At 63.0% G+C, this 15,082-nt stretch carries 11 protein-coding genes; 7 read left to right on the top strand and 4 right to left on the bottom strand.

Annotated elements, in window-relative coordinates; genetic code table 11:
• Nucleotides 1–165: 165 nt before the first annotated feature.
• From mnmE to JQ591_RS05420, 5 genes are all read left to right on the top strand, one after another.
• A complete protein-coding gene (gene mnmE, locus JQ591_RS05440; protein ID WP_211395008.1) occupies nt 166–1,524 on the top strand; it encodes a tRNA uridine-5-carboxymethylaminomethyl(34) synthesis GTPase MnmE in 1,359 nt (452 codons plus the stop codon).
• A 435-nt stretch (nt 1,525–1,959) separates the two neighbouring features.
• Nucleotides 1,960–3,840, top strand: a complete 1,881-nt coding sequence (mnmG, locus tag JQ591_RS05435; protein ID WP_211395007.1) for a tRNA uridine-5-carboxymethylaminomethyl(34) synthesis enzyme MnmG — start codon at nt 1,960–1,962, stop codon at nt 3,838–3,840.
• Nucleotides 3,841–3,849: 9 nt separating this feature from the next.
• Nucleotides 3,850–4,623 carry a 16S rRNA (guanine(527)-N(7))-methyltransferase RsmG gene (gene rsmG, locus JQ591_RS05430; RefSeq protein ID WP_349630366.1) on the top strand — a complete coding sequence of 258 codons (774 nt, stop codon included), beginning with the start codon at nt 3,850–3,852 and terminating at the stop codon, nt 4,621–4,623.
• A 30-nt stretch (nt 4,624–4,653) separates the two neighbouring features.
• Nucleotides 4,654–5,508, top strand: coding sequence for a ParA family protein (locus tag JQ591_RS05425; RefSeq protein ID WP_063992248.1), 855 nt, complete (start codon nt 4,654–4,656; stop codon nt 5,506–5,508).
• 149 nt (nt 5,509–5,657) lie between these two features.
• Entirely contained in the window at nt 5,658–6,542 is an 885-nt protein-coding gene (locus JQ591_RS05420; protein ID WP_211395006.1) for a ParB/RepB/Spo0J family partition protein, read from the top strand.
• Between the two features lie 151 nt (nt 6,543–6,693).
• Here JQ591_RS05420 and holA read toward each other — a convergent pair whose 3' ends face one another.
• Genes holA through leuS form a run of 3 tightly spaced genes read right to left on the bottom strand, consistent with a single transcriptional unit; the run spans nt 6,694 to nt 10,932 of the window.
• On the bottom strand, nt 6,694–7,722 hold the full coding sequence (holA, locus tag JQ591_RS05415) for a DNA polymerase III subunit delta (protein WP_211395005.1): 1,029 nt from the start codon (nt 7,720–7,722) through the stop codon (nt 6,694–6,696).
• A 47-nt stretch (nt 7,723–7,769) separates the two neighbouring features.
• The gene (lptE, locus tag JQ591_RS05410) at nt 7,770–8,321 is read right to left on the bottom strand and encodes an LPS assembly lipoprotein LptE (protein ID WP_211395004.1); all 552 of its coding nucleotides are present in this window, start codon (nt 8,319–8,321) and stop codon (nt 7,770–7,772) included.
• A complete protein-coding gene (gene leuS, locus JQ591_RS05405; protein WP_211395003.1) occupies nt 8,308–10,932 on the bottom strand; it encodes a leucine--tRNA ligase in 2,625 nt (874 codons plus the stop codon). Before leuS ends, lptE begins: the two co-directional genes overlap by 14 nt.
• Before the next feature lie 288 nt (nt 10,933–11,220).
• Here leuS and JQ591_RS05400 point away from each other — a divergent pair, with 288 nt between their 5' ends.
• Nucleotides 11,221–12,591, top strand: a complete 1,371-nt coding sequence (locus JQ591_RS05400) for a tetratricopeptide repeat protein (protein ID WP_211395002.1) — start codon at nt 11,221–11,223, stop codon at nt 12,589–12,591.
• Between the two features lie 41 nt (nt 12,592–12,632).
• Nucleotides 12,633–13,289: a hypothetical protein gene (locus tag JQ591_RS05395; RefSeq protein ID WP_211395001.1), complete on the top strand. Its 657-nt coding sequence runs from the start codon at nt 12,633–12,635 to the stop codon at nt 13,287–13,289.
• Between the two features lie 17 nt (nt 13,290–13,306).
• Here JQ591_RS05395 and JQ591_RS05390 read toward each other — a convergent pair whose 3' ends face one another.
• On the bottom strand, nt 13,307–15,004 hold the full coding sequence (locus tag JQ591_RS05390; protein WP_211395000.1) for a diguanylate cyclase domain-containing protein: 1,698 nt from the start codon (nt 15,002–15,004) through the stop codon (nt 13,307–13,309).
• Nucleotides 15,005–15,082: the final 78 nt, after the last annotated feature.

Here is a 15,082-nt window from a genome sequence, read left to right as displayed (position 1 = left end):
GTTGGAGTATTTCACAATCGGTGGCGAGTAATTTTCGCAGCAAGCGGCTGCGGATATACTGCGTTGCAATATGGATTTTGCTGCGGGAATTGGTGCAGCAAAATCACGCGATCCGTCAGCTGAAACGGACGTTTGCCTTTTTCCCTTCAGCCGGACAAATAGGCCATGCATCCGCGAGACCACACCATCTTTGCGCTGTCGTCCGGCCGTCCGCCGAGCGCGCTCGCGGTGGTGCGCGTCTCCGGGCCATGTGCCAGCCTGGTGCTGACGACGCTGGCGGGCAAGCTGCCGGCGCCGAGGCAGGCCAGTCGTCGGCTGGTTCAGGACGGCGTGGGCCAGCCCATCGACGACGCGGTGGTGCTGTGGTTTCCGGGGCCGGCCAGCGCGACCGGCGAGGACGTCGCCGAATTTCACGTCCATGGCGGCCGCGCGGTGCTGGCCGCACTCTTCTCCGCTATTTCCGTAATTCCGAATATGCGGGCCGCCGAGCCCGGCGAGTTCACACGGCGTGCTTTCGAGAACGGCAAGCTCGATCTGACCGAGGCGGAGGGCCTCGACGATCTCATTCATGCCGATACCGACCGCCAGCGCCGCCAGGCGCTACGGCAGTTGCAGGGCCTCCTGGGCAATCGCGCGCGCGACTGGCGCGACCGCATCATCGAGGCCTCGGCCTTGATCGAGGCCGGCATCGATTTCTCCGACGAGGGCGATGTGCCGGCCGAGTTGATGGCGCCTGCGATCAAGGCGATCAGTGCGCTGCACGACGAAATCGCAGAAGTCCTTGCGGCACAAGGACAAGCTGAACGTTTGCGCGACGGCCTGGTGGTTGCGATCGCGGGCGAGCCGAATGTCGGCAAGTCGACGCTGATCAACCAGCTCGCGCGCCGCGACGTCGCGATCGTCTCGCCGCATGCCGGCACGACGCGCGATGTGATCGAGGTGCAGCTCGATCTCGATGGCTATCCCGTCACGGTGATCGATACCGCTGGCATTCGCGAGACCGATGATCCGGTTGAGCAGGAGGGTGTACGCCGGGCGCGAGCGCGAGCCGAGGACGCCGACCTCGTGTTATGGCTGGTGGAGGGTGGGCGCGCTGTCGATCCGGAGGCGCTGCCGTTGCTGGGGAAGTCCGGCAACGGAAGCAGTCCCGCCGGCGGCTCGGTCTGGATCGTGCGCAACAAGATCGATCTCAGCGGGGTCGAGGACGTCGGGCGGCGCGCTGAGTTCGGAATCGCGGCGAGCCGGGGGGACGGCATTCCCGAGTTGGTCGATGCCCTGGTGAAATTCGCCGCCGACTTCTTCGGAACGACCGAGGGCGCATTGGTGACCCGGGCCCGCCAGCGGGATCTGCTACGGCAAGCATCGGACAGCTTGCGCCGGAGTCTGGAGCTAGTAGAAGAGGGCGAGGAGCTTGCCGCCGAGGAGCTGCGTGCTGCCGCCTATGCTTTGGGTCGGCTGTTGGGTCGGGTGGATGTCGAGGACGTCCTGGGGGCCATTTTCCAGAAATTCTGTATCGGAAAGTAGCGCTAGTTCTTCATTGTAGAATTAGCCTTTGTTCCACTTCTTGTCGTTTCACGTGAAACACGCGCGGTTCCCGGGTGTTTCACGTGAAACACTGGTCTCGATCAGCCGGAGGTTCGCCGGGACGCGCGGGGATCTGAACTCGCTGCACGACCGGCAGCGGCTTAAGGAGCGGGTGCGGACGATCTCATCGCGTTTCCGATCAGCGGACCGTGTCCAAGCGCTGAACGCCCCGGTCCACGCCTTTTCCCTTCGCGAACCCCGTTTTGTCGCACTAAAAAATGCTAGTCATTCCAAGGACCATTCTACTGTGCATGGGGTTGTTTTCGCGAAAAACATTTTGGCCCCCTTGTCCTCCCTTGCCCCGTTTCACGTGAAACAACCGCCTCGCCCAGTTTCTACTTCCGGCTTCCCGGCCTCTGAGTTAGAAGTCCGCCCATGCGAACAGAGCGAGAGAGCTTCGACGTCATCGTGATTGGCGGCGGCCACGCCGGCTGTGAGGCCGCGGCGGCCTCTGCCCGGATGGGTGCGGCGACCGCTCTGGTGACGCACCGTTTCTCGACCGTCGGCGCGATGTCCTGCAATCCTGCCATTGGTGGTCTCGGCAAGGGACATCTGGTTCGCGAGGTCGACGCGCTCGATGGTCTGATGGGCCGGGTCGGCGATGCCGGCGGTATCCAATTTCGCGTCCTCAATCGCCGTAAGGGCCCGGCAGTCCGTGGTCCGCGCGCTCAGGCTGACCGGAAGCTCTATGCCGCCGCGATGCAGGCCGCGATCCGGGAGACCGAAGGTCTTTCCGTCGTCGAAGGCGAGGCTGACGAGCTGATCGTGGTCGAGGGACGGGTGGTCGGCCTGCGCCTGGCAGATGGCCGCGAACTTCGGGCAGGGGCTGTCGTCGTCACCACCGGCACCTTCCTCCGCGGTCTGATCCATCTTGGAGAGAAGAACTGGCCGGCCGGCCGGGTTGGAGAGGCGCCTGCGATGGGCCTTTCGACCTCCTTCGAGCGCGCCGGGTTCACCCTTGGACGGCTCAAGACGGGGACTCCGCCGCGTCTGGACGGGGCTACGATCGACTGGTCGGCGGTCGAAATGCAGCCGGGGGACGAGCCTCCGGAGCCATTTTCGGTGATGACCAAGCGGATCACGACGCCGCAGATCCAGTGCGGGATCACCCGGACCACGCCCGCGACCCACGAGGTGATCCGAGCCAATGTCCATCGCTCCCCGATGTACTCCGGCCAGATCAAGAGCTCCGGACCGCGCTATTGCCCCTCGATCGAGGACAAGATCGTTCGCTTCGGCGATCGCGACGGTCACCAGATCTTCCTGGAGCCGGAAGGGCTCGACGACAGCACCGTCTATCCCAACGGTATCTCGACTTCGCTGCCGGAGGAGGTTCAGCTCGCCATCCTCGCAACCATTCCCGGCCTCGAGCAGGTGAAGATGGTTCGGCCGGGCTATGCCATCGAATACGACCACATCGATCCCCGGGAGCTCGATCCGACCCTCCAGACCAAGCGTTTGCGCGGCCTGTTCCTGGCCGGGCAGATCAACGGCACCACCGGGTACGAGGAAGCTGCGGGCCAGGGCATCGTGGCCGGGCTGAACGCCGCGCTCGCTGCGAGCGGCGCCGCGCTCACCGTATTCGACCGGGCGGATGGCTATCTCGGGGTGATGATCGACGACCTCGTCACCCGCGGGATCAGCGAACCCTATCGGATGTTCACGTCGCGGGCCGAGTACCGATTGACGCTACGGGCTGACAACGCAGATCAGCGCCTCACCGAGAAGGGGATTGCGCTCGGATGCGTTGGGAGCGCCCGGACCGTGCATCATCGAGCCAAGATGGACTCCCTCAATGCGGCTCGAGCGCTGTCGAAGTCGCTGACAATCACCCCGAACGAGGCCGGCAAGCATGGTCTGTCCCTGAACCGGGACGGCCAGCGACGGTCGGCCTTCGAGCTGATGGCATATCCGGACATCGGCTGGAGCCAGGTCCGTGCGATCTGGCCGGAACTCTCGGCCATTGATTCCGTCATTGCCACCCATCTCGAGATCGACGCGAAATACGACGTCTATCTGGAGCGCCAGAGCGCCGATGTGGAGGCCTTCAGGCGGGACGAGGGGATGGTACTGTCGGAAGTCGATTACCAGCAGGTCCCCGGTCTCTCCAATGAGGTGAGGGCCAAGTTGGAGAAGGCGCGGCCGTTCACCGTTGGCCAGGCCGGCCGGATCGACGGCATGACGCCGGCGGCGCTCGGCATCCTCGCGGCCTATCTCCGCCGCGAAGCGCGGAAGACTTCCAAAGCAATCGCATAGGCGTTTCACGTGAAACAGCGCGGGCCGGGCGGCGGCAGATCGTCATCAGGAAAACCCTCGGCGGGTGAGGGCGTCGGTCGTCGCCCCGAACCGGCGCCGACCAGACCGAAGATCGACAAGGCCAGCGCCAACGATCGATCTTTGGACTCGGTCATCGCCGCCGACAAGATTGCGGCGCTCAAGCTCACGTCCGTTTCACATGAAACCGAAGCCCGGCTCGATCGCTACATCGCACTGCTCCGGGAGTGGCAGGCCAAGACCAACCTCGTCGCGCCCTCGACGTTGCCGCATCTCTGGACCCGGCACATCGCCGACTCGCTTCAGCTCGTCGCTCTCGCCCCGTCGGCCAAACGCTGGGCCGACCTCGGCAGCGGCGGCGGCTTTCCCGGCGTCGTCCTGGCCTGCGCCATGGCGGGGACGGTTGGGGCCAGCGTCCATCTGGTCGAGCGAATCGCCAAGAAGGCGGCCTTCCTGCGCGAAGCCATCCGAGTAACTACATCTCCGGGAGTCGTACATCTCGCTGAGATCGGGGATAATGTGGATAGAATCACCGGCCCGGTCGATTGCGTCACCGCGCGTGCGCTGGCTCCGCTACATCAACTCATCGGCTTTGCGGAGCCGCTGATGCGGCAGGGCGCAAAGGCGTTGTTTCTCAAAGGTCAAGATGTAGAGTCTGAATTGACCGAAGCCACTAAATATTGGAATATTCAGCCGCAGCTCCACCAAAGCCGGACAGGCGACGGTTGGATCGTCGAGCTGGCTTCCGTCGAACGGCGCGGGTGAGGCGTTCAGGGGTCAAGTGGGGAATTTGCGATGAGCGTGATTGACGAACCGCAACAAGAACAGACCACTGCCGTCCCGCAGGGCCATCCACGCATTCTGGCGCTGGCGAATCAGAAAGGCGGCGTGGGAAAAACAACCACGGCGATCAATCTCGGCACGGCGCTCGCGGCGATCGGCGAGCGTGTCCTGATCGTCGATCTCGATCCGCAGGGCAACGCCTCGACCGGCCTCGGCATCGATCGCCGCAACCGCTCCTGCTCGACCTATGACGTTCTGGTGGGCGAGGCGAGCCTGCGAGAAGCGGTGGTGTCGACGGCAGTGCCGCGGCTGCATATCGCGCCCTCGACCATGGATCTCTCCGGCCTCGAGCTCGAGCTCGGCACCACGCCCGGTCGTGCGTACAAGCTGCGTGACGCGATCAGCGCGCTCAACAACAACGTCTCGCCCGACGCCGATTACACCTACGTGCTGATCGACTGTCCACCCTCGCTCAACTTGATCACTGTGAACGCGATGGCGGCTTCGGACGCGATCCTGGTGCCGCTCCAGTGCGAGTTCTTCGCGCTCGAAGGTCTATCGCAATTGCTCCAGACGGTGGAGCAGGTGCGCTCGACGCTCAATCCGAACCTGTCGATCCACGGCATCGTGCTGACCATGTTCGATTCGCGCAACAATCTCTCGAACCAGGTCGTTGCCGACGTCCGACAGTTCATGGGCGAGAAGGTCTACAAGACCATGATCCCGCGCAACGTGCGCATCTCGGAGGCGCCGTCCTACGGCAAGCCGGTGCTGGTCTACGATCTCAAATGCGTCGGCAGCGAAGCTTACTTGCGGCTCGCCACCGAAGTGATCCAGCGCGAGCGCGAGCTGCGGACGACGCATTGAAGCTGCGTTGATTCGTAGGATGGGCAGAGCGCAGCGAAGCCCATCATCGTACGCGCCGACAGCGATGGGTTTCGCTTCGCTTGACCCATCCTACAAGTTTCGAGAATTCAGTTCTGGAGTGCTGCACCGTGAATCCAAGGGAGCTGGCGATGGCCGATGAAGCGCGTTCGCGACTGGGCCGGGGTCTTGCGAGTCTGATCGGTGACGTCGGCGGCGAGGCTCAGCATGTCGATCGCCCGCGCGCGCAACGCAAGGTGCCGATCGAGTTCATCAAGCCCAATCCGCGCAACCCGCGCCGCAGCTTTTCGGAAAGCGAGCTCAGGGAGCTCAGCGATTCGATCAGGCAGCACGGCGTGATCCAGCCGATCGTGGTGCGCCCGGTGAAGGGTGCGCAGGACCGCTTCGAGATCATCGCCGGCGAGCGGCGCTGGCGCGCCTCGCAAATGGCCGGCCTGCACGAAGTGCCGATCGTACCCGTCGACATCAGCGACAGCGATGCGCTGGAGTTCGCGATCGTCGAGAACGTGCAGCGCGAAGATCTCAATCCGATGGAAGAGGCGCTTGGGTATCACGCGCTCGCCAACGAGTTCAAACGCAGCCAGGACGACATCGCCAAAGTCGTCGGCAAGAGCCGCAGCCACATCGCCAACATGATGCGGCTGACGAAGCTTCCCGCCGAGGTGCAAAGCTTGATCACGAGCGGCGAGCTGACCGCAGGTCATGCCCGCGCGCTGATCGGCGTGCCTGATCCGCTCGCGGCCGCCAAGCGCATCGTCGAAGAAGGCCTCAACGTCCGCCAGACCGAGGCGCTGGCGCATGAAGAGGGCGTGCCGGAGCGCAAGCCGCAGAAGGCGCGCACGGGGGCGAAGGAAAAGGACCCTGACACGGTCGACCTGGAGAAGCGCGTCAGCGACGCGCTCGGGCTCAAGGTCACGGTGAGCCACCGCGACCCCGGCGGTTCGGTCCAGATCAACTACCGCAACCTCGATCAGCTCGACGAGGTGATGCGGCGGCTGGCGAAGGGTGGGATTTAGCTTCTACCCTCGGTGTCGTCCTGGCGAAGGCCAGGACCCATACCGCGTGATGTCCCGATTGGAGCTGGTCGCAATACCGGACTACGAATCTTCCCCAAACCTCTCCCTGGGGTAATGGGTCCTGGCTTTCGCCAGGACGACATTGGGAAGCTCAGCCCCGCCGCTTCGCGTTCGCCGCGATCGCCATCAGCGTGCGCTGGGCGATGGCGGCGGCGAGCGTCGATTGCTTGCGGGTGTCGAGCGCGGCGGTCGCGAGCTGCTCGATGATCGCGGCGAGCCGCGCCACGCTGAAATTGCGTAGCGCGGTTTCGACCGCGGGCTTTCGCGAAAAATGCAGGCGCGGATAACCGCTGTCGAGCACCGCGGAAGCGGGTGTGCCGTCGGCGATTGCGAGCGCCGATTTATGCAGCCACGCCGCCTGACGCTGTGCCGCAGAGATGATCACGCCGGGGTAGGTGCCGGCGATCATGGCTTTGGCAAACTCGTTCTCGACGATCTCGGGCCGGCCGGCGAAGGCGCCATCGACGATCGGATCGAGTTTTAGCTCCGACGCATCGGCGACGACAGCCATCACGTCATCCAGCGTGATCTCGCCCTTGCCATGGGCATAGAGTGTGAGCTTGCGCAGCTCGTTGCGGGAGGCCTGACGGTCGCCGCCGAGGAACGACATCAGCGCCGCGCGGGCATCCTGCGTGATGCGCAAATTGGCGATGCGGAGCTCGTCTTCCATCAGCTTGGCCAGGTCGCGCTCGGTATCGGGATAGCAAGCGATCGCGACGGCCGTCTTGGCGCGTTCGCAGGCCTTGCGCAGTGGCGATTCCGGGCGCAGCTCGCCGGCCTCGATCACGATGCGGCAATCCCTGACGCCCATCTCCGCCAGCGTGTCGATAGCGCTGGCAAAGCTGCGGGAGCCGGCGCGCACGCGGATGGCGCGGCGGCCGCCGAACAGCGGCACCGTCATGGCCTCGTCGACAAGGCGCGACGGCTCGGCGGAGAGCTCGTCGCCATCGACCTTGACCAGCGAGAAGGGATCGTTGGGATCGTCGACAGCCGAGGCGATCAGCGCATCCGCGCGTTCGCGGACCAGGCCGGCGTCAGGACCATAGAGCAGGATGATCGGACGGCCCGCATCGGGGCGGGCGAGAAAGGCGTCGATCTCTTTTCCGCGCAGCGCGACCATGTTGCCTGGGGTTCGTCATTCCGGGCGAACCGGGATGACGGGATGAATTAGGTGCCCGCGGTGAAGAACGAGGCGAGGCGAGTCGTGATGTTCTCGGCGATCTCGTTGGCGGCACGATCCTCGGCATCACGTACCGCGCGGTTGCGGCTGAAGCGCTGATAGGAGCCGGGCATATCGTAGGACACGCGGGAGAACGTCGTGCCGGTCATCACCGACTTGCCGCTGACGACCTCGATCAAATTGTACTGGGCGTCGAGGCCGTAGTTTTCGCTGCTCGGCAGGCCGGTATTGGGATCGACGATCAGGGACGTCTTGCTGCTCGAGAAGCGGATCTCCAGGCGGTGGGTCGGCGGCATGCCGGTGGCGGTGCCATAGAGCTTGAAGGCCAGCGCGTTGCGGACCTCGACGCCGACGCGGGCCTCGCGCGAGGCATTGGCCTTGGCGATCGGGGGCAGATCGACCCCCATCAGCTTCTCGCGCAGCCCGGGGGTGCCGTCGGTGTGCTCGGCATACATCGGGTGGAAGCAGCCGGCCGTCAGCGCCGCCAGTGCGGCGACCGCCAGTAAGCGGGCTGCGATGCGGATCCTAGCCGACAACATTCACGATCCTCTTGGGGACGATAATCACCTTGCGGACGGGCTTGCCGTCCAGGGCCAGTTTTACCGCATCGAGGGCCAAAACGGCAGCCTCGATTTCCGGATTCTCGGCCGCTGTTGCAACTGTGACCTCGCCCCGCTTCTTGCCGTTGACCTGAACCACGAGGGTCACACTGTCTTCAACCAGCAAATCGCGTTCGATTTGGGGCCAATTGGCCTCGGAAACCAGCCCGCTGTGGCCCAGAACCTGCCAGCACTCCTCGGCCAGGTGCGGCATCATCGGGGAGAACAGCTGGACCAGGATCTGGCTGGCCTCCCGGATTGCCCAGGCGAGATCCGGGGCCGGCTGGCCGGGACGCTGCAAGATCTCCGCAAACGCATTGGTGAATTCGCGGATATGGGCGAGGCAGACGTTGAAGTGCAGCCGCTCGATTCCGGTGGTGACCTTGTCCAGCGCGCCATGGGCGGCCTTGCGCAAGGCGGTGGCGTCCGGACCGAAGCTGGCCGGCCGGGCTGCCGGCGCGGCCTTGCCGGGTTCCACGGAATCGTTCACCAGCCGCCACAACCGCTGCACGAAGCGCGAGGCGCCCTGGACGCGCTCGTCGCTCCAGATCACGTCGCGTTCGGGCGGGGAATCCGACAGCATGAACCAGCGCGCGACGTCGGCGCCGTAGGTCTCGATGATGTCGTCGGGGTCGACCGTGTTCTTCTTCGACTTCGACATCTTCTCGATCGGGCCGATCTGGATGTCTTCGCCTGACGTCAGCAGCGTCGCGCGGCGGCCGTTGGCGCCGGTCTCGACCTTCACCTCGACCGGCTGGACGTAGGTGCCGTCGGCCTTCTGGTAGGTCTCGTGCACCACCATGCCCTGCGTGAACATGCCGGCGAACGGCTCGTCCAGCGCGATGTGCCCGGTCGCCTTCATCGCACGCGTGAAGAAGCGGCTGTAGAGCAGATGCAGGATCGCGTGCTCGACGCCGCCGATATACTGGTCGACCGGCAGCATCCGGTTGGCGACCGCAGGCGTCGTCGGCGCGTTCTCGTTCCAGGGATCGGTGAAGCGCGCAAAATACCAGGACGAATCCACGAAGGTGTCCATGGTATCGGTTTCGCGCTGAGCCTTGCCGCCGCATTGCGGACAGGTCACGTGCTTCCAGGTAGGGTGATGATCGAGCGCGTTGCCCGGCTTGTCGAAGGTCGCATCGTCCGGCAGCGTCACCGGCAGGTCGGCATCAGGCACCGGCACCACATCGCATTTGGCGCAATGGATGACGGGGATCGGGCAGCCCCAATAGCGCTGGCGCGAAATGCCCCAGTCGCGCAGGCGGAAATTGACCTGGCGCTCGCCGACCGGCGCGTTGCCGCGCAGCTCGGTCTCGAGACGCTTCGCCACGTCGTCCTTGGCCTGATCGATGGTCATGCCGTCGAGGAAGCGCGAATTGATCATGCGGCCGTCACCGTCATAGGCGGTATCGGTGATGACAAAGGTCTTCGGATCCTGGCCCTCGGGGCACACCACCGGCGTGTTGCCGAGATTGTACTTGTTGACGAAGTCGAGGTCGCGCTGGTCGTGTGCGGGACAGCCAAAGATGGCGCCGGTGCCGTATTCCATCAGCACGAAGTTGGCGACATAGACCGGCAGCTTCCAGCTCGGATCGAACGGATGGACCGCGCGGATGCCGGTGTCAAAGCCCTGCTTCTCGGCGGTGTCGATGATCTCCTGCGCGGTGCCCATCCGCTTGATCTCGCCGATGAACGCGGCGAGCTTGGGATTTTTCGCGGCGGCCGCCTGCGCCAGCGGATGATCGGCCGAGATCGCCATGAACTTCGCGCCGAACAACGTGTCGGGACGCGTCGTAAAAATCTTCAGCTCGCTCTCGCCGGCCGGCGTCGTCGCCGCATCGAGCGCGAAGCGGATCAACAGGCCCTCGGACCGGCCGATCCAGTTGCGCTGCATCAGCCGCACCTTGTCGGGCCAGCGATCCAGCGTATCCAGCGCGGACAAAAGCTCCTGCGAGTACTTCGTGATCTTGAAGACCCACTGGTTCATTTCCCGTTGTTCGACAAGGGCGCCCGAACGCCAGCCTTTCCCGTCGATCACCTGCTCGTTGGCGAGCACGGTCATGTCGACGGGGTCCCAGTTCACCTTGCGCTTCTCGCGCTCGGCGAGGCCTTCGCGCAGGAAGTCCAGAAACATCTTCTGCTGGTGCTTGTAATAGGAGGGATCGCAGGTCGCGATCTCGCGGCTCCAGTCCAGCGACAGCCCGATCGAACGGAGCTGCTTCTTCATCGCGGCGATGTTGTCGTAGGTCCAGGCCTTCGGCGCCACCTTGCGCTCGATCGCGGCGTTCTCGGCCGGCAGGCCGAAAGCGTCCCAGCCCATCGGGTGCAGCACGTTGAAGCCCTTGGCGCGCATGAAGCGGGCCAGCACGTCGCCAAGCGTGTAATTGCGGACATGGCCGATATGGATGCGCCCCGACGGGTAGGGGAACATCTCCAGCACATAGTATTTCGGCCGCGAATCGTCGTTCTTGGAGACGAAGATCGCCTGTTGGTCCCAGGCGGCTTGCCAGCGCGGTTCGGCGTCGCGGGCGTTATAGCGTTCGGAGGTCATGGAATCGTTGGGTTTTCGTGGATACGGCCGTCTAAAGACGGCGGACTAGGCCATAAAAGCGACCGCTGGGTCAACGGATGAGTATTGACAACCAGCGGCGCCAGGAACACAATCTTCAGTGGTATTTCACTTGTGTGTACGTCATGAAGCGATTTTTGAGAGTGTTACTGGTTTTCGCCTCGGCAGCGACGACGATAGCTGGAGCGGCCACAATAATTTGCGTGACCGCGACAGTTTCCGCAGAGGCTCGCCCGGGCGATCCCTAGCCGCAGTCCTGCCGGAGTATTCGTGTGGAACGGGCATCGACAAGGGAGCCCGGAAGTGCCGATTTGCGCGGTGCGTCAAAATCTCAGGCGATGGGCGTGGCTAGCCGCTCTGCTGGCGAGTCGAGTCTGCGCGGCCGCCGCCGACGACGTCGAGACCTGCAAAAAGATCGACCCGCTCGCCTCGCCCGATGCGTGCACTGCCGCGATCAAGTCGGGGAGCATTCAGGGCCACGATCTGGCTGTCCTTTACCTGAACCGTGGCTTTCTCGCCAGCCGAGCAAATGATTTCGACAAGGCAATCAAGGACTACGGCGAGGCAATCAAGGTTGACCCGCAATATGTGAATGCTTTCAGCAATCGGTGTGCCGTCTACGTCAGAAAGCGCGAATTCAATCGCGCGATTGAAGATTGCGACAACGCCATCAACCTGAACGCAAACTACACAAGTGCTTACGTGAGCAGGGGCAACGCCTACCGCCTGAAAAATCTGCATAGTCAAGCAATCATAGACTACGAGCGCGCCATCGCGCTCGACAAGAATTCAGTAGCTGCGCTCTTCGGTGTCGCTCTTTCTTATTCGTCCATAGAAGACTACGGGCATGCAATTGAAGCCTATGGGCAAGTCCTCAAACTCGACAGTAAGAGCGCTCAGGCGCTTAACAATCGGGGCTTGATCTACCTGAGAATGCATGACCTAGATCGTGGGATCCAGGACTTCAGCGCGGCGATCGACCTCGATCCGACGTTCGTCTATGCCCTGAATAATCGGTGTTCGGCCTACAACAGCTTGAAAGACGCGGACAATGCCCTGAGGGATTGCGACCGTGCGATCGAGCTCGTTCCAACCTATGTAAATCCCTACATTGGACGGGGTCGGGCCCATCGTTTGAAGAATCAAACCGACTTGGCGCTCAATGATTATAATCAGGCGATCGCGCTCGACCCGAAATCCGCGGGCGCATTTTTCGGGCGCGCGTACGTTCGCGACCAGAGAGAGGAATATAAGCAAGCTGCGGACGACTACACCATAGCCTCACAATTGAACCCGAACGATCCCGAGACATGGAATAATCTGTGCTGGGCTCTTGGCGTCATAGATCAGCTGAAATCGGCACTCTATGCCTGCGACCGGTCGCTTTCGTTGCGGCCGAACAGCGCCGTCACGTCGAATAGCCGCGGGCTTGTAAACCTCAAGTCGGGAAATCTGGCCCAGGCCATAGAGGACTACGACCGGGCGCTCAATATGAGCCCGAAGGATGAGAACTCCCTCTATGGCCGGGGTATCAGCAAGCTGAAGCTTGGCGATCGTGCTGGCGGCCATGAAGATATTGATGCCGCCAAGGCGATCAGCAGCACCGTGGCCGACGAGTTCAAGAAACTGGGTATTCAGTAAGATTGCGAAACAAGTCGCTCCATATACTGGAGGATTGGCGAATGAACGAATTGCTCAGCCGGGACGTCGTCCTGCTCTTCGCATTGTGCGTCACCTACATCTTCTGGGCGGTCGTACCGCTGCTTCCAGCGGTCATGATTTACCGGCTGTTTCCCAACTCGCCGGTTGATACGCAATGGAGGATACTGGGAGTCGCAGTAAAAGCGGGCGGAGCGGCCGGCTTCTACTTCGCCATTCTGGCGCTCGGCTTCTTCAAGTTTCTCGAGCCGACGATTGAGTATGTACGAGGTCTTCAGCGTCCTTATTGGACGGTCGAAGCCTTGGTTCAATTCGTTGAATCGGATGACAGCGTAAGCAGACCTTACACCACCAACTCTGCCGAGCAGATCCGAATTCAACCTTATGCATATGACTTCAAGCAAACGGACGAGCAGACTTATCTGATTACGATGAGGTTCTCCGAGCTTAACAGCGACACCGACTCGATCAGGCTCATTTTTCCCGAAGGAATCGGCTTTATCCCTCTCAAGCAGATGATGAGCAGCGACAATACGAACAATTTCCTCAAGCGTGTCAGCCTGACGAAGGGTCCTCCAACGAAGATTCATCCACCGGTCAAGGGCGGACAAAATGCGCCGTCAATCTCCGACCTCTCGCAAAAGCTGGAGCGCAGTCTCGAAACGATATCTTCGCGGTAGCCTTGCGATCGTGCCGTTCAACCCGCCATCATCATTTCCGCCGCGCCGTTGTCGATCACCGTGATGCCGTGCTCGACGACCGTGTTGCGACCGCGGTGCTTGGCGGCGTAGAGCGCGGCGTCGGCGGCTTCGATCAAATCGCCCGGACGCAAGCTCTCGTTGGGCCTTGTCGCGGCAACACCGATCGAGACGGTGACGATCATGTGGTCGGAGGTGATGTGCGGCAGGCACAGCTTCAGCACGGCCGCGCGCGCCAGCTCGCCGATTTCGACGGCGCGCGCCACGTCGGTGTTCGGCAGCAACAGGCAGAATTCCTCGCCGCCATAGCGGGCCGCAAAACCCATCGTGTCGGCGGCGATGCCGGACAAGGACTCGCCGAGCCTGGTCAGACAGGAATCGCCTTCGAGATGGCCATAGGTGTCGTTGAACAACTTGAAATGGTCGACGTCGATCATCAAGAGCGCGAGGTCGCTGCCATATTGCTGCGCGCGCATCCATTCGAAGTCGAGGCGGCTCTGGAAGCCGCGGCGGTTGGCGAGCCCCGACAACATGTCGATCGAGGCCATCACGGTGAGCCGGTCATTGCTCGCCATCAGCTCGCGTTCGCGCTGGCTGAGCTGCGCGGCCATCGCGTTGAACGCGCGGGCCAGCGGCACGAACTCGGCCGGCAGGCGATTGCGCGCGGCGCGCGCCGACAGGTCGCCCTCGCCCAGACGCTTGGCCATGTCGGCGAGCATCTTGATCGGCTTGATCACCAGTTTCTCGGCTGCGATCAGCGCGCCGAGCAGCACGAATACCACGACGAAAGCGAGCTGGAGATAGGCGGTGCGGATGTCGCGGCTCACGGCCGCCGACACCTTGTCCTCGTCGATGCTTGCGATCAGGCGGGCGTTGGTCCCGGCGATGCGGATATAGCTGACCGCGCGGCGGGAGCCGTCGGCAGCGAGGAAGGAGAGTGCGCCTTCGTCCTGGTCAGACCTCAGCGCCTTGTCGGCGATCGCGGACATCAGCGGCATGTTGTCGAGCGGACGGCCGATCGCGCTATGCTGGTCGGCCGGTGCCGCCAGCACGGTGCCGGCGCTGTCGACCAGCACGGCCGTGATGCCGGCGCGGCCACCCAGATTGTTCATGACCTTCGACATCCAGTCGAGGTTGACGGTGGCGAGCACGACGGCATCCGCTACGCCGCTGAAGGCGGATACCGGGTAGACCGCCATGACGGTCGGTGACGGCACCGGGCGCGACAGGATGAAGTCGCTCAGCACGAAGCGGCCGGTTTCCTGCGCCTGCTGGAAGTAAGGCCGGTCACTGAGGTCGAGGCCGACATACATGTTGTTGGTGGCGCACTGGATGCGTCCGTCCTGGCCGGCGATCAGAAGCGTGCGGATCCAGGGGAGATTCGACGGCAGGCTCGCGCGCAGCACGTCACAGCTCTTGCTGATGCCGCCGGCGGAGGCGCGGATGAAAGCTTCCGATTTCAGGATGGTCTCGACCGACGAGATCACTTCGCGCTGCGCATCGGCGCTGTGTCTTGCAACGGTGGTGAATTCGGCCGTGGCTTGCGCGATCTGCCGCGCGCGCGTGTCTTCCAGCGAACGGGTGCGCTCGAACATCAAAGGCGTCACCAGAATCACCGCGAGCAACGCAAGCCGCGCCCGGATTCCGAGAACCTGCTTGAGTTTCGCTCGTTTGCGGTTGAAACTGACGCTTGTCATCTTCGCTGCCCACCCCGCGGCCAAGGTAAAGCGAAGGGTTCAAAAACTCTTTCTTGAACTCGGTAAAATTAGAACTAG

It is taken from the genome of Bradyrhizobium canariense (genome assembly GCF_018130465.1).
Taxonomy (GTDB): Bacteria; Pseudomonadota; Alphaproteobacteria; order Rhizobiales; family Xanthobacteraceae; genus Bradyrhizobium; species Bradyrhizobium canariense_C.
The sequence above is the reverse complement of the archived record's forward strand: the minus strand, read 5'-3'. Positions and strand labels throughout refer to the sequence as shown.